Source organism: Streptomyces sp. NPDC059788, from assembly GCF_042732265.1.
In the GTDB taxonomy this organism is placed as follows: Bacteria; Actinomycetota; Actinomycetes; order Streptomycetales; family Streptomycetaceae; genus Streptomyces.
The window spans coordinates 140,333-159,324 of the sequence record NZ_JBHWHY010000018.1 but is presented as its reverse complement, the minus strand read 5'-3'; the positions used below and the strand labels follow the sequence as shown (position 1 = coordinate 159,324).

General features: G+C 72.8%; 13 protein-coding genes and 1 tRNA gene. 10 read left to right on the top strand and 4 right to left on the bottom strand.

The features are described from left to right. Positions 1-519 precede the first annotated feature (519 nt). Both ACFV57_RS17955 and ACFV57_RS17950 read left to right on the top strand, forming a co-directional pair. Positions 520-1,701 (top strand): MFS transporter, encoded by a 1,182-nt coding sequence (locus ACFV57_RS17955; RefSeq protein ID WP_385232479.1) that lies wholly within the window; start codon positions 520-522, stop codon positions 1,699-1,701. Continuing rightward, complete coding sequence (locus ACFV57_RS17950) at positions 1,688-1,981, top strand: DUF3039 domain-containing protein (RefSeq protein ID WP_385232476.1); 294 nt, start codon at positions 1,688-1,690, stop codon at positions 1,979-1,981. The genes ACFV57_RS17955 and ACFV57_RS17950 overlap by 14 nt, the downstream gene beginning before the upstream one ends. 160 nt (positions 1,982-2,141) lie before the next feature. Here the strand turns inward: ACFV57_RS17950 and ACFV57_RS17945 are convergent, their stop codons facing one another. Further along, positions 2,142-2,567, bottom strand: coding sequence for an SSI family serine proteinase inhibitor (locus ACFV57_RS17945; RefSeq protein ID WP_385232473.1), 426 nt, complete (start codon positions 2,565-2,567; stop codon positions 2,142-2,144). Positions 2,568-2,867: 300 nt separating this feature from the next. On the opposite strand from ACFV57_RS17945, the gene ACFV57_RS17940 reads away from it, so the two are divergent. From ACFV57_RS17940 to ACFV57_RS17910, 7 genes are all read left to right on the top strand, one after another. Continuing rightward, positions 2,868-4,166 carry an extracellular solute-binding protein gene (locus ACFV57_RS17940; protein WP_385232470.1) on the top strand — a complete coding sequence of 433 codons (1,299 nt, stop codon included), beginning with the start codon at positions 2,868-2,870 and terminating at the stop codon, positions 4,164-4,166. After that, positions 4,163-5,122 (top strand): carbohydrate ABC transporter permease, encoded by a 960-nt coding sequence (locus tag ACFV57_RS17935; protein WP_385232467.1) that lies wholly within the window; start codon positions 4,163-4,165, stop codon positions 5,120-5,122. The genes ACFV57_RS17940 and ACFV57_RS17935 overlap by 4 nt, the downstream gene beginning before the upstream one ends. 83 nt (positions 5,123-5,205) lie before the next feature. Further along, complete coding sequence (locus tag ACFV57_RS17930) at positions 5,206-6,057, top strand: carbohydrate ABC transporter permease (protein WP_385232464.1); 852 nt, start codon at positions 5,206-5,208, stop codon at positions 6,055-6,057. Between the two features lie 94 nt (positions 6,058-6,151). Next, the gene (locus tag ACFV57_RS17925) at positions 6,152-7,876 is read left to right on the top strand and encodes a beta-N-acetylhexosaminidase (protein WP_385232461.1); all 1,725 of its coding nucleotides are present in this window, start codon (positions 6,152-6,154) and stop codon (positions 7,874-7,876) included. Between the two features lie 362 nt (positions 7,877-8,238). Beyond that, positions 8,239-9,135, top strand: coding sequence for an FAD binding domain-containing protein (locus tag ACFV57_RS17920; protein ID WP_385232458.1), 897 nt, complete (start codon positions 8,239-8,241; stop codon positions 9,133-9,135). After that, on the top strand, positions 9,132-11,576 hold the full coding sequence (locus ACFV57_RS17915; RefSeq protein WP_385232455.1) for a 2Fe-2S iron-sulfur cluster-binding protein: 2,445 nt from the start codon (positions 9,132-9,134) through the stop codon (positions 11,574-11,576). Before ACFV57_RS17920 ends, ACFV57_RS17915 begins: the two co-directional genes overlap by 4 nt. Further along, positions 11,573-13,897, top strand: a complete 2,325-nt coding sequence (locus tag ACFV57_RS17910) for a xanthine dehydrogenase family protein molybdopterin-binding subunit (protein WP_385232452.1) — start codon at positions 11,573-11,575, stop codon at positions 13,895-13,897. Before ACFV57_RS17915 ends, ACFV57_RS17910 begins: the two co-directional genes overlap by 4 nt. A 77-nt stretch (positions 13,898-13,974) precedes the next feature. On the opposite strand, the gene ACFV57_RS17905 is transcribed toward ACFV57_RS17910, so the two are convergent. After that, positions 13,975-14,847, bottom strand: a complete 873-nt coding sequence (locus tag ACFV57_RS17905) for a transcriptional regulator (RefSeq protein WP_385232449.1) — start codon at positions 14,845-14,847, stop codon at positions 13,975-13,977. A gap of 1,292 nt (positions 14,848-16,139) precedes the next feature. On the opposite strand from ACFV57_RS17905, the gene ACFV57_RS17900 reads away from it, so the two are divergent. After that, complete coding sequence (locus tag ACFV57_RS17900; protein WP_385232447.1) at positions 16,140-17,699, top strand: hypothetical protein; 1,560 nt, start codon at positions 16,140-16,142, stop codon at positions 17,697-17,699. 84 nt (positions 17,700-17,783) lie between these two features. Here ACFV57_RS17900 and ACFV57_RS17895 read toward each other — a convergent pair. Both ACFV57_RS17895 and ACFV57_RS17890 read right to left on the bottom strand, forming a co-directional pair. Beyond that, positions 17,784-17,858, bottom strand: a tRNA-Cys gene (locus tag ACFV57_RS17895). A gap of 136 nt (positions 17,859-17,994) precedes the next feature. After that, on the bottom strand, positions 17,995-18,858 hold the full coding sequence (locus ACFV57_RS17890; RefSeq protein WP_385232444.1) for an alpha/beta fold hydrolase: 864 nt from the start codon (positions 18,856-18,858) through the stop codon (positions 17,995-17,997). Between the last annotated feature and the right edge of the window lie 134 nt (positions 18,859-18,992).

Sequence of the window (18,992 nt, the reverse complement as noted above, 5' to 3'; positions counted from 1 at the left end):
GGCAACGCGAAACGCTGTCGAAGGACACGAGCCGGAAGAGGTCCCGCGAACGCCCGGTCCGAATACCGGTCAGCGTGTGCTGATGACGCTGCGGGTGTCCCGCGACTCCGGGCGCACATGGGGACGGACGATTACGGTCCGCGAGGGTGATCCGGTGAGGCTTCTGGCGAGCCCGCAGTTTCCCGCGTGCGAGTGCCGACGCTGTACCGGCTGTCATGTGGGGCCTGCGTGCTCGCTCAGGCCGGCTCCCTGATGCGTTGCAACAGCCGGCGCTGTTTGCCGTACGGCCTGGTAGTGACGGCAGAGGACAGATCCCCTGCGGGTCACGTGGACAGTGTCGTCCAGTGTCTGCTGGTCGGTCACCACGGCGGAGAGCCCATGCCCCATCCCCCGGGGTGATCTCACCCATTCCCCCCAGACATAAATCCCCCCACCCCGGCATTTCCCCCGCCATCCGGAGCACGCCTACGTTTCCCCGGTCGGTGCAGGTGGGCGGACGGAAGTAGGGAGTTGGTGGCGGTGGGCAAGGTGTGGTTGTTGGTGTTGGGGGCGTTTGTGCTGGGGCTGGATGCGTATGTGATGGCGGGGTTGCTGCCGGTCGTCGCGCACGACCTCGGGGCGACGGTGTCGCTGGTGGGGCAGATGGTGACGGTCTTCACGCTGGCGTACGCGATTGCCGCGCCGCTGGTCGCGGGGCTGATGGTGGGGGTGCGGCCGCGGGCGGTCATTCTGGTCGCGCTCGGCGTCTTCACGGTGGGCAACGCCGCCACGGCCCTCGCCCCCGCGCTCGGCGCGCTGCTCGCCGCCCGGGTCGTCGCGGGGGCCGGGGCGGGTGTCTACGCGGCACTGGCGACGGCCGCCGCCTCGGCGCTGGTGCCGGCCGGGCGGCGCGGCCGGGCGCTGGCGCTGGTCATGGGCGGGATGAGTACGGGGACCGTGCTCGGTGTGCCGGTGGGGGTGCTGCTGGCCGGGCACGCGGGGTGGCGGTCGACGATGTGGCTGGTCACCGGGTTGGGCGCGCTGGCCCTTGTGGGGCTGGTGGCGCTGTTGCCGCCGGTGCCGGCCGATCCGCCGGTGCCGGTGCGGGCCCGGCTGGCCGCCGTCAGTGACCGCGAGGTGGCTCCGGTCGTCGGCGTCTCGTTCCTGGCGGCCGTGGCGAGTCTGGGGCTGTACACCTATCTCGCGCCGGTACTGGCCGCGGCGGGCGGTGTGGGCGAGGTCGCCCCGTACCTGTGGGCGTGGGGGATCGGCGGTGTGCTGGGGAGCCTGGTGGCCGGGCCGCTGGTGGACCGTACGGGGAAGGCCGCGGCCCTGGTCGGCGGGGTACTGGTGACGGTCGCCGCCGCCCAGGCGCTGCTGCCGCTGCTGGCCTCCGCCGCGCTGCCGGGTGCGGCCGCGGCCCTGGTGCTCTGGGGCGCGGCCGGCTGGGCCCTGCAGGTGCCGCAGCAGCACCGCCTCCTCGCGCTGCGCGACGACCGGGGCACGGTCGCCCTCGCCCTGAACAACTCGGCCCTCTACCTGGGCAGCGCGGTCGGCTCCGCGCTGGGCGGGCTGGCCCTCGCGGCGGGGGTCGAGGCGTACGCGCTGCCGTGGGCGGCGGCCGGTGTCGCGGCCCTCGGGCTCGCCCTCCACCTGTGGGCGGGCCGCCGCTCCCGGCACGCCGCGCGCGTCGGTACCCTTGGCGGTTATGAGCACTCTTGAGCCCGAGCGCGGGGCAGGTACGGGGACCCTCGTAGAGCCGACGCCGCAGACGTCGCACGGCGACGGCGACCACGAGCGCTACGCCCACTATGTCCAGAAGGACAAGATCATGGCGAGCGCGCTCGACGGCACTCCCGTCGTCGCCCTCTGCGGCAAGGTGTGGGTACCGGGCCGTGACCCGAAGAAGTACCCGGTCTGCCCCATGTGCAAGGAGATCTACGAGTCCATGAGCGCCGGTGGCGACAAGGACAAGGGCGGCAAGGACGGCGGCAAGAAGTAGTTCCCCGGAGCCGGCGCGCCGCCGTCCGGCTCCCCGTCCGCCCTGCGCGTGCCCGGCCCGTTCCCGTACGAGGAGCGGGCCGGACTGCGTACTGCGCGCCGCGCGCCGAGGCCCGGCCCCGAACGGGGGCCGGGCCTCGGTCGTCGGTGCGCCGGACGGCTCAGTCGCGCCAGGGGGAGAGGTTGAAGATGTCGCCGCTCTCGGCGTTGGCGGTGCACTGGTTGGGATAGGTGTGCTTGTAGGCGGTCGTCCTGCCGTGCCAGGTGCCGTGGGCGACGACCGTGACCGGCTGGTAGATCCGCGGGCAGGCGCGGTGCGCCTGCGGCACGCGGGCGAGGTCGCCGTTGGCCAGGGCCAGCTTGAGGCAGGACGCCTCCGGGGCCGGGTGGCTGCCGCCGGTCGGGAAGCACCGCAGGTAGGCGGCGGCGAGGAGGGGCCCGGAGGGATCGGTGCCCTCGTGGACGGCGATGTGCAGACGGCCGCCGGTCTCCGGCGGGGCCTCCGCGGCGACCGGGGCGGCGGTGAGGGGCAGCAGCCCCAGGGCGGCGACGGCCAGCAGGGCGGTGCGTACGGGTCTTGCGCGCATGGGTTCGGTCGGGTCCTTTGCGTGTCGTGCGGCTGGGAGCTGCTTCCAGGGGCTGCTGCCGGGGACCGGTTCGTGCGGATGGTGTCCGGGGCTGCTTCTGGTCGCTGAGGAGGGATATCTGATTCATAGATAGACGCACCGGGACAAAATGGCGGCGAATGTGGGCCAGTGGTGGCGTGTCGCCCGTGCCGTTGCCCGATCGGCTCTTGTGGGGGAGCGTCGGCGCGCTTAGCCTCCTGAGGATTGTGCATGGCGAAACGCCCGTTGCGTATGTTGCAACGTTCCTCCAGGGGGTCCTCAATGCAGCTCTCCGCCCGAACAGCCGCCCGCGCGGCGGCACTTGTCTTGGCCGCCGGCATCGCCGCGGGCTGCGCCCCGTCCACCTCGGGCGGCGGCGCCAAGGAAGACACCAAGACCGGCACGCTGCGGGTCTGGCTCTTCCAAGAGGTCAACAACAAGCCCAAGGAAGAAGTCGTCCGCAAGGCGGTGGCGGACTTCGAGGCCGCGCACCAAGGTGCCGAGGTCGACGTCGACTACATCCCGATCGACACCCGCGCCCAGCGCATCAAGGCCGCCTTCAACGACCCGAAGAGCGCCCCCGACGTCATCGAGTACGGCAACACCGACACCGCCGGGTACGTCAAGGACGGCGGACTGGCCGAGGTCGGCAAGGAGTTCGGCGCCTGGAAGGACGCCAAGGACACCGACCCGACGGCCAAGGAGTCGGTGACCGTGGACGGCAAGGTCTACGGCGCCCCGCTGTTCGTCGGCGTCCGGGCCCTGTACTACCGCACCGACATCTTCAAGGACCTGGGCCTCGCCGTCCCCACGACGCAGGACGAGGTCGCCGAGACCGCCCGCAAGATCCGCAAGGAGCGGCCCGAGCTGTACGGCATCTCCGTCGGCGGCGCGTACACCTACGGCGCCCTGCCCTACCTCTGGGCGCACGGCGGCGAGTTGGCCACCGGCAAGGGCGATGCGTACACCGCCGCCGTGAACAGTCCGAAGGCGCAGGCGGGCATCAAGGCGTACGCGGACCTCTTCGGCGACGCCAACTGCCCGGCCGCCAAGTGTGCCGAGATGGGCGGCAACGACAGCGTCGCCGCCTTCGCCGCGGGCAAGGCGGGCATGACGATCGGCGGCGACTTCAGCCACCAGGCCATGGAGGACGGCAAGGTCAAGGGCAAGTACGCGGTCGTGCCGCTGCCCGGCACCACGAAGGGCTCGATCGCGCCGGCCTTCGCGGGCGGCAACAACATCGGCGTCCTCAAGAGCAGTTCGCACCGCACGCTGGCCGTGGACCTGATGAAGCAGCTGGCCGGCAAGGACACCCAGCGGCGGCTGTTCGACGCGATGGGCTTCCTGCCGACGTACTCCGACGTACGGGCCGAGGCGGCGAAGAAGCAGCCGTTCGTGCGGCCCTTCGTGCAGACGCTGGAGGCGGGCGCCAAGTTCGTCCCGGCCTCCCCGGCCTGGGGCACCATCGACTCCTCGCTCGTCCTGCCGACGATGTACCAGGAGATCGTCAGTGGCCGCAAGGACGTCGCGGCGGCGTCCGGTGACGCCGCGAAGAAGATGGACGAGGCGTTCAAGAAGTGACGCTCACCGTCAAGGAAGCGCGCGCCGGGGGCGGCCGTACGCCGCTCACCGGCAGTCGCCGCGTACGGCCGCCGTCCCGGCACGGGAGCCGCTGGACGCCGTGGCTCTACCTCGCCCCCGCCCTGGTCGTGCTGGGCGGGCTGCTCGTCTACCCGATCTACCAGCTCGGCCTGATCTCGTTCCTCGAATACACCCAGGCCCAGGTCAGCGGCGGCGAACCGACCACCTTCAAGGGGCTGGCGAACTACGCCGAGCTGTTCGGGGACGGCCAGTTCTGGCAGGTGCTGCTGGCGACGGTGGTGTTCGCCGCGGTCTGCGTCCTCTCCACGCTCCTGGTCGGCTGCTCGTTCGCCGTCCTGCTCACCCGGATACGGGCCCTGCCGCGCCTGGCCCTGATGCTCGCCGCGCTCGGCGCCTGGGCCACGCCCGCCATCACCGGCTCCACCGTCTGGGTCTTCCTCTTCGACCCGGACTTCGGGCCGGTCAACCGGGTGCTGGGCCTCGGCGACTTCTCCTGGACCTACGGGCGCTACAGCGCCTTCGCGCTGGTCCTGCTGGAAGTCGTGTGGTGCTCGTTCCCGTTCGTGATGGTCACCGTCTACGCGGGCATCCGGGCCATTCCGGGCGAGGTCCTGGAGGCCGCGGCCATGGACGGCGCGTCGCAGTGGCGGATCTGGCGCTCGGTCATGGCGCCGATGCTGCGGCCGATCCTCGTCGTCGTCACCATCCAGTCGGTCATCTGGGACTTCAAGGTCTTCACCCAGATCTACGTCATGACCAACGGCGGCGGCATCGCCGGCCAGAACCTCGTACTGAACGTGTACGCGTACCAGAAGGCGTTCGCCTCGTCCCAGTACAGCCTGGGCTCGGCGATCGGCATCGTGATGCTGCTGATCCTGCTGGCCGTCACGCTCGTCTACCTGCGCCTGCTGCGCAGACAAGGGGAGGAGCAGTGAGCGCGGGAGGAGCGGTGCGTACGGAAGGAGCCGTGCATGGGGGAGGAAGCGCGAGTGGGGGAGGAACGTTGACCGTGGTCCGTATGCCGCGCATCCGGCGGCCCGGGCGGCTGGCCGCCGAGGCGGGCGCGCTGCTGATCGCCGCCGCCGTGGCCTTCCCCCTCTACTGGATGGTGCTGTCCGCCTTCAAACCCGCGGGCGAGGTGCAGTCCACCGAGCCGCTGCCGTGGACCCTGCACCCCTCGCTGGACGCCTTCCGGCGGGTCTTCCAGCAGCAGGACTTCGGGCGCTACTTCCTGAACAGCCTGTTCGTGGCGGGCGTCGTCGTCATCGTCTCCGCGCTGATCGCCTTCCTGGCGGCGACGGCCGTGACCCGCTTCCGCTTCCGGTTCCGTACGACGCTGCTGGTCATGTTCCTGGTCGCGCAGATGGTGCCGGTCGAGGCGCTGACCATCCCGCTGTTCTTCCTGATGCGGGACATGGGCGAAACCGTGCCCGGCATCGGCCTGAACACCCTCGGCTCACTGATCCTGCCGCACCTCGCCTTCTCGCTGCCCTTCGCGATCTGGATGCTGCGCGGCTTCGTCAAGGCCGTCCCCGAGGCCCTGGAGGAGGCCGCCTACCTGGACGGCGCGTCCCGCGCCCGCTTCCTGTGGCAGATCCTCTTCCCGCTCGTCTTCCCCGGGCTCGTCGCGACCAGCGTCTTCTCCTTCATCACCACCTGGAACGACTTCCTCTTCGCCAAGTCCTTCATCATCAGCGCGACGGAGAACTCCACCCTGCCGATGGCCCTGCTGGTCTTCTTCAAGCCGGACGAGAACGACTGGGGCGGAATCATGGCGGCGTCGACCGTGATGACCGTGCCCGTACTGGTGTTCTTCGTGCTCGTCCAGCGCAGGCTGGTGTCGGGGCTGGGCGGCGCGGTGAAGGACTGACGAGCCCCCGCCCACCTCTATCTCCACCCCATCACCACCCCCACCTCTCACCACCACCCACCACTCTTCGCCCAAGGAATGGAAGGCTCAGCACATGGAGGACGCAGTGACGGCGGCCGGCGCGCGAACGGAGACCGGCCTGATACCACTGCCCCGCGACACCCGGCCGGAAGACGGCGCGTTCCACCCCGGACCGGGGACCGTCCTGGACGCGGGACCCGGCACGGAGGCCACCGCGGCCTGGCTGCGCGGCACCGTCGGCGCCGCGACCGGCCTGCCGCTCCCGCCCGGCACCGCCGGGGACGGCAAGGGCGGTACGGACGGTGGCAGCACCCCCGGGGACGGCGGAAGCGCCTCCGGGGACGGCGGCGCGATCCGCCTGCGCGTCGACGCGGAGACCGCCGACGCCCTCGGCCCCGAGGGCTACCGGCTGACCGTCGACAGCGACGGCGTCAGCCTCCTCGGCGGCGGCGCGGCCGGCGTGTTCTGGGGCGCGCAGACCCTGCGGCAGCTGCTCGGCGCCGACGCGCACCGCCGCGCGCCGCTGCGCCCCGGCCACCGCTGGTCCGTGCCGGCCGTACGCATCGAGGACGCGCCCCGCTTCGCCTGGCGCGGCATGATGCTCGACGTCGCCCGCCACTTCCTGCCCAAGGACGGCGTGCTGCGCTACATCGACCTGCTCGCCGCGCACAAGCTCAACGTCCTGCACTTCCACCTCACCGACGACCAGGGCTGGCGGATCGAGATCCAGCGCTACCCCCGGCTCACCGAGGCCGGCGCCTGGCGGGAGCGCACCAAGCTCGGCCACCGGGCCTCACCCCTGTGGGACGAGCGCCCGCACGGCGGCTACTACACCCAGGACGACATCCGAGAGATCGTCGCCTACGCCGCCGCGCGGCATATCACCGTCGTCCCGGAGATCGATATTCCGGGCCACTCGCAGGCCGCCATCACGGCATACCCGGAACTGGGCAACACCGACGTCATCGACACCAACTCCCTCAAGGTCTGGGACACGTGGGGCGTCAATCCGAATGTACTGGCCCCCACTGACAACGCCCTGCGCTTCTACGAAGGGGTCCTGGAGGAGGTCCTCGCCCTCTTCCCCTCCCGGTTCGTGCACATCGGCGGCGACGAGTGCCCCAAGGACCAGTGGCGCGCGTCGCCGCACGCCCAGGCCCGCATGAAGGAACTGGGCCTGGCCGACGAGGACGAGCTGCAGAGCTGGTTCATCCGGCACTTCGACCGCTGGCTCACCGACCGCGGCCGCCGCCTGATCGGCTGGGACGAGATCCTGGAGGGCGGCCTCGCGCCCGGCGCCGCGGTGTCGTCCTGGCGCGGCTACGCGGGCGGTATCGCCGCCGCCCGTGCGGGCCACGACGTCGTCATGTGCCCCGAGCAGCAGGTCTACCTCGACCACCGGCAGCACGGCGGCCCCGACGAGCCCGTACCGATCGGCTACGTACGGACTCTGGAGGACGTCTACCGCTTCGAGCCCGTGCCCCCGCAGCTGACACCGGAGGAGGCCGCCCGGGTGCTCGGTACCCAGGCCAACGTGTGGACCGAGGTGATGGAGAGCCAGCAGCGCCTGGACTACCAGGTCTTCCCGCGCCTGGCCGCCTTCGCCGAGGTGGCCTGGTCGCAGCTGCCGCCCCCCGAGGACCGCGACCAGGCCGGCTTCACCCGCCGGATGGCCGACCACTACCGCCGCCTGGACGCCCTCGGCGTCGACTACCGGCCACCCGGTGGCCCCCTCCCGTGGCAGCGGCGCCCCGGGTTGCTCGGACGCCCGATCGAGGGGTCGCCCCCAAACGTGTGAGCCGGGGCGGATGCGGGCCGCCGGAGCGCCCGGTTGCTGGGACGGTGGTGGCCCGCGGAACGCAGCCAAGGCAACCAGGGTGAGGTATGTCCGGTACATCGCATCAGGTGTCCTCGGGAGCGCCCGCCCGCGCGCAGGACGGCCCCCGGCTCCGGCCGGGGCGCCGTCCCGTACGTCCCGAACGCCCCGAAAATCGGCCATGTCCAGCCCGTGGAGCGCCCCCTGCCGCGCGAGGGCGTCCCGAAGCCGGGCCCTAGCACCGCGGGCCTGCAAAGATGTGCCAGAGTTGCCACGTCCGGACCGTGAGCACGTACCGTACGGCGGAGCGGAACAGCCGGGACACCGGGGAAGGGGCAGCTGGGTTGACCACGCACGCACCGCAGGCTTCGCAATCGGTGACGTTGCCGGCCTCGCTCGACGAGGCCGTGGCGGCGCTCGCCGCCATGCCCGCCGCCGTGCCCGTCGCGGGCGGTACGGACTTGATGGCCGCCGTCAACTCCGGGCTGCTGCGGCCCGCGGGACTGGTGGGCCTCGGCCGGATCAGCGAGATCCGCGGCTGGCAGTACCAGGACGGCCACGCCCTGCTCGGCGCGGGCCTGACCCTCGCCCGCATGGGCCGCCCCGACTTCGCCGCGCTCATCCCGGGCCTGGCCGCCGCCGCCCGCGCCGCAGGACCCCCGCAGGTCCGCAACGCGGGCACCCTCGGCGGCAACATCGTCACCTCCGCGCCCACCGGCGACACCCTGCCGGTGCTGGCCGCCCTCGAAGCCAACCTGGTCATCGCCGGCCCCGGCGGCGCCCGCCGCGAGATCCCCGTCAGCCACCTGCTGGCCGGCCGCGAGATGCTGCGCCCCGGCGAACTCGTCGGCTACGTACGGGTGCCGCTGCTGCACGCCCCCCAGACCTTCCTGAAGGCCACCGGCCGCACCGGCCCCGGCCGCGCGACCGCCTCGGTCGCCCTCGTCCTGGACCCGGCCCGGCGCGGCGTGCGCTGCGCGGTCGGCGCGGTGGCCGCCATGCCGCTGCGGCCCCTGGAGGCCGAGCAGTGGGTGGCCTCCATCATCGACTGGGACGGCGAACGCAAGCTGGTGCCCGAGGCGCTGGCCGCCTTCGGCGACTACGTGGCCGCCGCCTGCATCCCGGACCCGCCCCCGCCGCAGGACGGCACCGAGCCGCAGACCCTGCCGCCCGCCGCGCTGCACCTGCGCCGTACGGTGGCGGCCCTGGCCCGCCGAGCACTTGGGAGGGCGCTCTCGTGAGCGACGCCGACCGTCCCGACCGTCCCGACCGGCGCAACAGCCCCGAGGACACCCAGCCGCTGCGCGTGGTGCGGCCACAGGACCGGCAGCGGTGGGAACCGCTGCCCCAGGGCAACGAGTACGAGTCGGAGGCCACCGCCTTCGTCCAGCTCCCGGAGGGCTTCACCAGCGGCCCCTACCCGGGCGGCTACGGCTACCCCGCCTACCCGGACGCGCACGGCACGGGCACCGCGGACGCCCACGGCGGCGTGCCCGGCGCCGGTGACCACGGCGGGTACGGCGCCGACCCGCTCGCCGCGCCCGGCCACGGCTACACCCCGCCGTCCTCCTTCGCGCCGCCGACGCCCGGCGCGACCACCGACCCGTCGGCCACCGGGCAGTGGACGATGCCGTTCGCGGACGTCCCGGCCACGGACCTGCCCGCGCACGGCATGCCGGACGGCGTGCCGCACACCGGCGTACCGGGCGGCCACTACGCGGACGGCACGGACGGCGCCTCGCACGCGCTCTGGCCCGCCGCCGGCACCGACGGCTCCAGCGGCACCACCGGCCAGTGGGCGATCCCGACCGCCCCGGACGAGGTGCTGGAGGAGTCCGGCGAATACCTGCTGGGCGACGACCGTACGAACCCGGCCTCCGGATACGGAAACGCGTACGGGCACATCGAGCACGGGCACGACCCGGCGGCGACCGGGCACTGGAACTTCACCACCGACCAGCACCCGGACGCCGGCACCGGCCACCTGCCGTACGACCCGGCGGCACACCGCCCCCCGGACCAGGTGACGCCCGGCTACGACCCCGGCCTCGGCGCGCCCGCGGCCGGCGAGACCGCGGGCGGCGGCGCGGGCAACTGGTCGCTGCCCGCCGACGCGCTGGCCCAGTGGCCGCCGCGCCACCAGCCGCACGAGGAACCCCGTACGGAGCCGGCGGCCGTCGAGGACGCCGGGCAGGCCCCGGAGCCCGCCGCCGACCCGGTCGCCGGGCCGGTCGCGCACGGTCCCGCCGACGCCGCCGAGCCGGCCGCGGACGGGGCCGGGGCGCACGCTGCGCAGGCGCGTACGGACGAAGCGCGTACGACGGGCGAAGCGCGCACGGACGAAACGCATACGGAGGAGACGCGTCCGGAGGAGACGCGTCCGGAAGAGGGGTATCCGGACGGGGCACCTACGGAGCAGACGCATCCGGACGGGCCGCGTGCGGAAGATGTGCGTACGGAAGACGCGCGTGCGGAAGACGCGCGTACGGAGGAGCCGCGCACGGAAGACGTCCCCGCCGAGGCCGACGCCACCCCGGAAGCCCCCGGCGGCGGCAGCACGGACGCGCCCCCGGCCGCCGTACTGCCCGACGCCCCGCCCGCCGCCCCCGAAGCGGCCGGGCCCGAGCGGCCCGCCGACGGCATGCCCGCGGAAGCCGCCTCCCCGGAAGCCGCCTCCCCGGAAACCGTCCACCCGGAGGCCGAGCACGCCCCGGCCGGTGCGGCCTCCCCGGCCGAGGCCGGTGTCCGGCCCGCGCCGGACGCCCCGGCCGGCACCCCCGTGTCCCCGGCCGCGCCCGCCGAGCCCGTAACGGCCCCGGAGCCCGCGGCCCACCCCGAACCCGCGGCCGCGGACCCCGCCACCCCGGGGGCCCCCCTCGCAGCGGCAGAACCCCGGACAACACCCCCCGTGGAGGCGGCAGAACCTCCCGCCCCGACCACCGAACCCGCCACGGCCGAAGCCCTCTCGGCGACGGACCCCGACCCCGCCCTCACCGATCCCGACCCCGTAGACCCCCACGACGAACACCCGCACACCTCCTACGTGCTGACCGTCAACGGCACCGACCGCCCCGTCACCGACGCCTGGATCGGCGAGTCGCTGCTGTACGTGCTGCGGGAGCGGCTGGGCCTCGCCGGGGCCAAGGACGGCTGTTCGCAGGGCGAGTGCGGGGCCTGTTCCGTCCAGGTCGACGGGCGGCTCGTGGCGTCGTGCCTGGTGCCCGCCGCGACCACGGCGGGCAGCGAGGTCCGTACGGTCGAGGGCCTGGCCCAGCACGGCGCGCCCTCCGACGTGCAGTGCGCCCTGGCCGAATCGGGCGCCGTGCAGTGCGGGTTCTGCATCCCCGGCATGGCCATGACCGTCCACGACCTGCTGGAGGGCAACCACGCCCCCACCGAGCTGGAGACCCGCCAGGCCCTCTGCGGCAACCTGTGCCGCTGCTCGGGCTACCGGGGCGTGCTCGACGCGGTCAACGAGGTCGTACGCGGCCGTGCCGACGCCGCCGCGGCGGCCGAGGAGGCCGCGGCCGCCGCCCCCGAGGAGCCCGGCACCGGTACTCCCCGCATCCCCCACCAGGCGGGCCCCGCCGACCCGCAGGGCCCCGCTTCCCACGGCCACCACCCCCACGGGCCGCACCCCCACGGCCCGGGCGCAGATCCGCAGTCCGGAGGCTCCGCATGACCGGCACATCCGAGGGCGCCGGCGCCGTCACCGCGACCCCGGCCGCCGGCGTCCCCGTACCCGCCGAACCGCCGCCGCACGGCCTCGGCGTCTCCCTCCCGTCCGCGGACGCGCCCGCCAAGACGGAGGGCGTCTTCCCGTACGCCTCCGACCTGTGGGCCGAGGGCCTGCTGTGGGCCGCGATCCTGCGCTCCCCGCACGCCAGCGCCCGCATCCGGTCCGTCGACACCAAGCAGGCCGTGGAGATGCCGGGCGTCCGGGCCGTCGTCACGCACGCCGACGTGCCGGGCGACGCCGGGCACGGCCGGGGCACGCCCGACCGCCCGGTCTTCGCGCACGACGTGGTCCGCCACCACGGCGAGCCGATCGCCGCCGTCGCCGCCGACCACCCCGACACGGCCCGGCTGGCCGCGGCCGCCATCGCCGTCGAGTACGAGGTCCTGGAGCCGGTCACCGACCCGCAACTGGCCTTCGAGGCCGAGCCGCTGCACCCGGACGGCAACCTGATCCGGCACATCCCGCTGCACTTCGGCGACCCCGAGGTGGTCGGCGAGACCATCGTCGAGGGCCTGTACCGCATCGGCCGCCAGGACCCGGCGCCGATCGGCGCCGAGGCCGGGCTCGCGGTGCCGCGCCCGGACGGCGGCGTGGAGATCTACACCGCCTCCACCGACCCGCACACCGACCGCGACCTGGCCGCCGCCTGCTTCGGGCTGGAGCCGGAGCGGGTCCGCGTCGTCGTCACGGGCGTGCCCGGCGCCACCGCGGACCGCGAGGACCCCGGGATGCAGCTGTCCCTCGGGCTGCTGGCGCTGCGCACCGGCTGCCCGGTCAAGCTGACCGCCACCCGCGAGGAGTCCTTCCTCGGCCACGCCCACCGCCACCCGACCCTGCTGCGCTACCGCCACCACGCGGACGCCGAGGGCAAGCTGGTCAAGGTCGAGGCGCAGATCCTGATGGACGCGGGCGCGTACGCGGACACCTCCGCCGAGGCGCTGGCCGCCGCCGTGTCCTTCGCCTGCGGCCCGTACGTCGTGCCGCACGCCTTCATCGAGGGCTGGGCGGTCCGTACGAACAACCCGCCGTCCGGGCACCTGCGCGGCGAGGGCGCCATGCAGGTGTGCGCCGCGTACGAGGGCCAGATGGACAAGCTGGCCGGCAAGCTCGGCATGGACCCGGCCGAGCTGCGCCTGCGCAACGTCATGGCCACCGGCGACCTGCTGCCCACCGGCCAGACCGTCACCTGCCCGGCGCCGGTCGCCGAACTGCTGCGCGCCGTCAAGGACGAGCCGCTGCCCGAACTGCCCAAGGACACACCGGAGGAGGACTGGCTGCTGCCCGGCGGCCCGGAGGGCGCGGGCGAGCCGTCCGCGGTGCGCCGCGGCGTCGGCTACGCGCTCGGCATGGTCCACATGCTCGGCGCGGAGGGCACCGACGAGGTCTCCACCGCCACCGTCAAGGTCAGCGGCTCGGTCGCCACCGTGCTGTGCGCCGCGGTGGAAACCGGTTCGGGGTTCTCCACCCTGGCCCGCCAGATCGTCCAGGAGACCCTGGGCATCGAAGAGGTGCACGTGGCGGGCGTCGACACCGATCAGCCGCCCGCCGGGCGGGCCTGCCACGGGCGCCACACCTGGGTCTCCGGCGGCGCCGTCGAACGCGCCGCGAAGATGGTGCGTACGCAGCTCCTCCAGCCCCTCGCCCACAAGTTCGGCATGTCCACCGAACTCCTCCAGATCAACGACGGCAAGATCACCTCGTACGACGGCGTCCTCAGCACCACCGTCGCCGAGGCCCTCGACGGCAAGGAACTGTGGGCCACCGCCCAGTGCCGCCCGCACCCCACCGAGCCGCTGGACGAGAGCGGCCAGGGCGACGCGTTCGTGGGCCTGGCCTTCTGCGCGATCCGCTGCGTCGCGGACGTCGACATCGAACTCGGCACCATCCGCGTCGTCGAGATGACCGTCGCCCAGGACGTCGGCCGCGTCCTGAACCCGCGCCAGCTCCGCGCCCGTATCGAGGCCGGCGTCACCCAGGGCCTCGGCGCGGCCCTGATGGAGAACCTGCGCACCACCCGCGGCCAGGTCCGCCACCCCGACCTCACCGGCTACGCGATGCCCACGGCCCTCGACGTCCCCGACATCCGCATCGTCAAACTCGTGGAGGAACGCGACGTCGTCGCCCCCTTCGGCGCCAAACCCGCCAGCGCGATCCCCGTCGTCACCTCCCCGGCCGCCGTGGCCTCCGCCGTACGCGCCGCCACGGGCCGCCCGATAGGCCGCCTCCCGATCCGGCCGCAGGCGGCGGTGGCGCAGCAGCAGTAGCGGCCCGGCACGCACGTGGGGGCGGCCTCGTACATGTAGGGGGCCGCCCTCAGCTGTCCGTCTCTGCGGCTGTGCGTCTATGCGGCGCGGACGAGCGACCGGGCGCGCTCGTTGAAGTCGGCCACGAGGGAGTTCTTCCCGAAGGGCACCATGCGGCGCTGGATGTCCTGTACGGCTTCCACACAGCGGCTCGACTTCACCTGGGCAGCCAGATCCAGCGTCCGTACTCCGGCGGCGTGCGCCGCGTCGAGGTCGTTCCGCTGCAAATGGGATACCGCCACCACGGCTTGGGACATGGCGCCACGACGGGCCCGTTTCTGCCGCTCCGCATAGCGGATCGAGGACTGCGCGTGCTGCTCCGCATGATCGGGCCGCCCCATGTCCCGGAAGGTGTTCGCCCATTCCCCACCGAGGTAGGCGGGGTCGATGAAGGCTGCCCACTCGGGCTCGGCGGCCAAATCGACCCTTGTGTACGCGGCCTGTGCTTCGTGGACCGCGCGAGCCGCAGCCTTGGGCTCACCGAGTACGGCGAGGGCGCGCGCCTCCAGTGTCCAGAGGTCGGCCAGGCACGCGTTCGACGTGGTCTTCGCCAAGCCGTGCCGCCCGGCCTGGGCCAGCCGACGCCCCTCCGCAGGGTGTCCCACCAGCGTGGCCTGGTCCGCCATGCCTGCCAGCACATGGGCGCCCAGAGCGGCGTCACCACTTTCCTCCGCCAGGCGGAGCGACTGGATCAGGAACCGCTGAGCGGTGCCGTGTTCGCCGTTGTCGTAGGCCATCCACCCGGCCAAGTAGGTCTGCTCACTGGCCGCTTCACAGAGCGCTTTGCGTACGTCCTCTGTGTACGTCCGCTTGAGCAAGGGGAACACGTGCTGATTCAGGTACTCGGTGAGAGCACGACGCCCGGACCCGCCGCCCTGGAAGATATCCATCTTCTGGAATACGCCGAACATGTTCCGCACCGCGACAACGTCTTCGAGATTTACCCGCCGGCCCGGCCGGGACTGGTCTTGGTCGAGCGTACTCAGCAGCCAATCGCGGGACGGCCCGATACCCGCGACAGCCGTGAAAGGGACTCCTGCGAGAAACATTCGCCTGTCCACGTCTGCCCTTCCTAGCTCCATGACAGCAGTGACTGTCGCGTCCCACGATGAGCTGTACGTCAGCGCCCGGTCAACGGTGGGTGACCCTCCCAGGCCGAGGTCCCCCGTGGTCACTCGGTAACCGAACCGCTCCGTGAACAGGTCGGCCAAGATCGCTGGTACCGGTTGACGTGGGTGTTCCCCCCGTAGCCACCGCGAGACGCTGGACGTGTCGGAGGACACGTGAGGATGTCCTCGCTCCGCGGCCCTCACCTGTACGGCCCGGCCGAGTGCGCGCTTGCTCCAGCCCGAGCGCTCCAGCCAGTCGGACAACTTGCCATTTGGAACCTTCGCCACGGCTGACTCCCGCACGATCGGCGCTGACCGGCTGTATGAGGCAAGGGGATTCACTGTCTTTCACTACCCCTTTCCACGCTATCCCTCCCCACGCTGCGGCGGTTGGCTTTGCGTAGCAGTTCCCCGGCAGGGATGAAGCGAAAGTTGTGCGAGATGACCTATAGGCAAGGCGTCAGGGTGTTCGATCGAAGTAACAGCCGTGTCGGCACGGTGCTCTTGGAGGTTGAGGGCGGAGTGCTGCTCATGGACTCGGGAGGCAACGGCTGGACAGCAGAGACTTCCGGGCTCCGGCTGGCGACCGAGGACGAGCGCGCATCGGCTGCCCCCGGCAACATGGCACAAGGGTGATCCCCATGACGCCAGACGGATACCTCAGCCCACCCGTCCACCTCTCGGAACCGTTCGACCTGGACCCGTCACCCGTCGCAGGCTGCTCCGTGTGCCAGGAGAAAACCGAAGAGCGTCGGCAAGCCCTCGACGCGGGCTTCATGGCGGTAGCGGCTTGCGCTGCGATCGAGATCGGCCGCCACCCGAAGCACCGAGTGGGGTCGCGTGGTGAGTGAGCACAGGACGCGTGAGGAACCGGTCCTCGGCCGCCCAGCTCCACCGTGCAGCGAGTCGTGCCGCACGGTGGAGCGTGCCCAAGCCGTGCCGGTCGCGGCCGGCACCTCTTTGGATGTTAGGTCCGTATTGCACATAATGTAATGAACGCGGGAGTGCGTCCTGCCCGGCGTCACCCATGATGCTGTTCGCCGCCCGTCCCAGCACCGCCCGGTGCGGGGAGCACCAGCGACGAAAGCATCACCGTGACAGCCACCTCGCCCCGGCCCGCCCTGCCCGTCATACCCGGCGCGTCCGTCGGCCGTGCCCTGTGGATGCGCGTGGCCGGGTGGGTGTCGCCGGTCATCGCGCTCGTTCTCGGTGTATCGGGCAACTGGGACCCCTCCGCGTGGACCGACGAGATCGTCACCATCGACGTGGCGCGGCGGTCCTGGCCGCAGATGATGGAGCTGCTGGGGCAGGTCGACGCAGTGCACGGGCTGCACTACGTGCTGATGTACCTGGTCGGGCAGATGACCGGGGGGCTCAACGAATTCACGGCGCGGGCGCCCTCCGCGGTGGCGGTGGCCGTCGCGGTGGCCGGCCTCACCTGGCTGGGGCGGCTGCTCGGCGGTCCGCGTCTGGGGCTGTACGCGGGGCTGCTGCTCGCCGTGCTGCCGACCGCGTCGCGGTACGCGCAGGAGGCCCGCTCGTTCGCCTTCGTCATGGCGGTGGCGGTGCCGGCCACGGGCGTGCTGGTGAAGGCCCTGTCCAGCCGTGCCCGAGGCCGGTGGCTGGTCGCCTATGTCGTGCTGATCGCCCTGCTGGGCTGGTTCAACCTGCTGGGGCTGCTGCTGGTGGCCGCCCACGCGGTCACCGTGCTCCTACGGCGCCCCGGCCGCCGCGTCGTCGTACGCCTGCTCCTGGCCCTGACCGCGGGAATCGCCGCCGTCGTTCCGCTGCTGGTCCTCGCCTCCGCCCAGAGCTCCGCCGTGGGCGAAGCCGCACCGGTCACCGCCGGGACACCGTTCAGCTACTTCACCTGGCTCCTCACCCCCGGCCAGGGCACCCTGCCCACCGCGCTGAAACTCCTGCTCACCTTCACCGCCCTCGCCGCCCTGGCCCTCCTCGTGGTGCGCCGGCGCAAGGCTCCGTCCCTGGCGCTCGCGGTCGGTGTGCCCTGGCTGGCCGTGCCGCCGCTGCTCCTCATGGCCGTTTCCCTCGGCCACCCCCTCTTCGCCTACCGCTACCTGCTGTTCTGCCTGCCGGCCCTGGCCCTGCTGCTCGCGCTGGCCGCCACCGTCGTCCGTCCGTACCAGCAGCTGCTGCTCGTGCTGCTGCTGGCCGTCCCCATCGCCACGTCCCACCTGGCCATCCGCAAGGAGGACAGCCGCCAGTGGGACACCCGCGCCGTGATCAGGACCCTGCGCATCCACGACGCCCCCGGCGACGCCGTTCTCTTCAGCGGAGCGCGGTGCGGTCTGATCGCCAGTGCCTTCAAGGAGGCGTTCACGGGACGCGCCGACCTGGGCACGGCCCGGACGGCCGCCGCGGCCGGTGCGCTGGACAACCTGCCCGCCGACCCGGCCCTGCTGCAACAGCGTCTGGCCCACACGCCCCGCGTGTGGCACATCACCTGCAACCACCTGTCGTCCGGTGCCCGCCAGGCCGCCGCGCGCACCGCCGCGTCGCAGGAAGCAGCCCTCGACCGCGCCGGTTTCTCCCCGGTCCTCCACCACAGTGCCCCGGGCGTGGACATCACGCTCGAACAACGTCCCGCCACCGGACAGGCCGTCGTCAGGGCCGCCGGCCAGTCCGCCCGCTGATCCCGTCACGGACGCGTACGGTCGGTTCGGTCCGGCATCGGGTCAGGGAGAACCTCGGGCGGACAGGTTCGGATGGTGCTTGCTTGGAGGCCGTGATCGGAATCGAACCGACGTAACCGGATTTGCAGTCCGGTCCCTCAACCACTCGGGCACACGGCCGGGATGAAGCGATGTCCCGAGAGTAGGCCGGGGGACCGGGGGAGGGGCAAGGGGCCGGGCCCGGCTGCCATGAGGTTGCAATGTGGCGTTCACGGGTCCGGTGCGGCACCGGTTCCCGGGCGCGTACGGGGGGCGCTCAGGCCGTGTGCAGGAACTGCTCCACCACCCGGGCGAAGAGGTCCGGTTCGTCGACCCAGGGGTAGTGGCCCACCGCGTGGAGGGTCCGTACCCGTGCGTCGGGGAAGGACTCCGCGACCAGTTCGCCCGCCCGTACGCCCGTCACCGCGTCCCGGTCGCCGGTCACGACCAGCACCGGGCACGTCACCTCGCGCAGGCCCGCCAGGATCGCCTGTCGGGCCGGTTCGTCCACGCCCTGCCAGAACGCGGCGCGCGGCACCGGGTGCAGCTGTTCGGCTTCGGCGGTTGCGTGGGTCTGCTGGGGGGCCTCCCAGTGGCCGTAGGCGAGCGGGGCCGCGGTCAGCAGCAGGTCGTGCGCCTCGGCCAGGTCGGGGGTTTCCGTCAGGCGCTGTAGTGCTGCTGATGCCTCCGGCCACCAGGGCTCGTCCGAGCGGGAGGTGAAGATCTCCCGCGCGTCGTCGGGCAGTTCCCCCTGGATACGGGAGCCGGGGCAGACCAGGATCAGCCGGGTGAGGCGGTCCGGGTAGGCGGCCGCGTACGCCTGCGCGGTCGCCGCGGCGGCGTCGTGGGCGAGCAGCGCGAAACGGTCCAGGCCGAGGTGGGCGCGGAGTGCCTCCAGGTCTTCGGCCAGGTGCGGGAAGGCGTAGCCGGACGGGTCGGCGGCGGGCGGGGAGGCGCCCGTGCCGCGGCTGTCGGGGATCAGCAGTTGCCGTTGCTCCGCCAGGCCGCCCAGGTCGCCCAGGTACGCGGCGTCCCGTCCCGGGCCGCCCGCCAGGCACATCAGGGGCGGCAGCCCGGAATCGTCCGGGCCGAGCACGCGGTGGTGCAGGTCGGTGGCGTCGTAGCTGGTGAAGTGGGGCATGGGGCAAGCCTGCCGGATGGGGGGAGGGGCGGGGGAGCCGAGAGCGGGGGCCGGGACGGGGGCGGCCCGGCGCCCTAGTTCCAACGGCTGACAAGATCCCCGTCCTGCGACAGGGGCGAATGGCGCCGACGCCT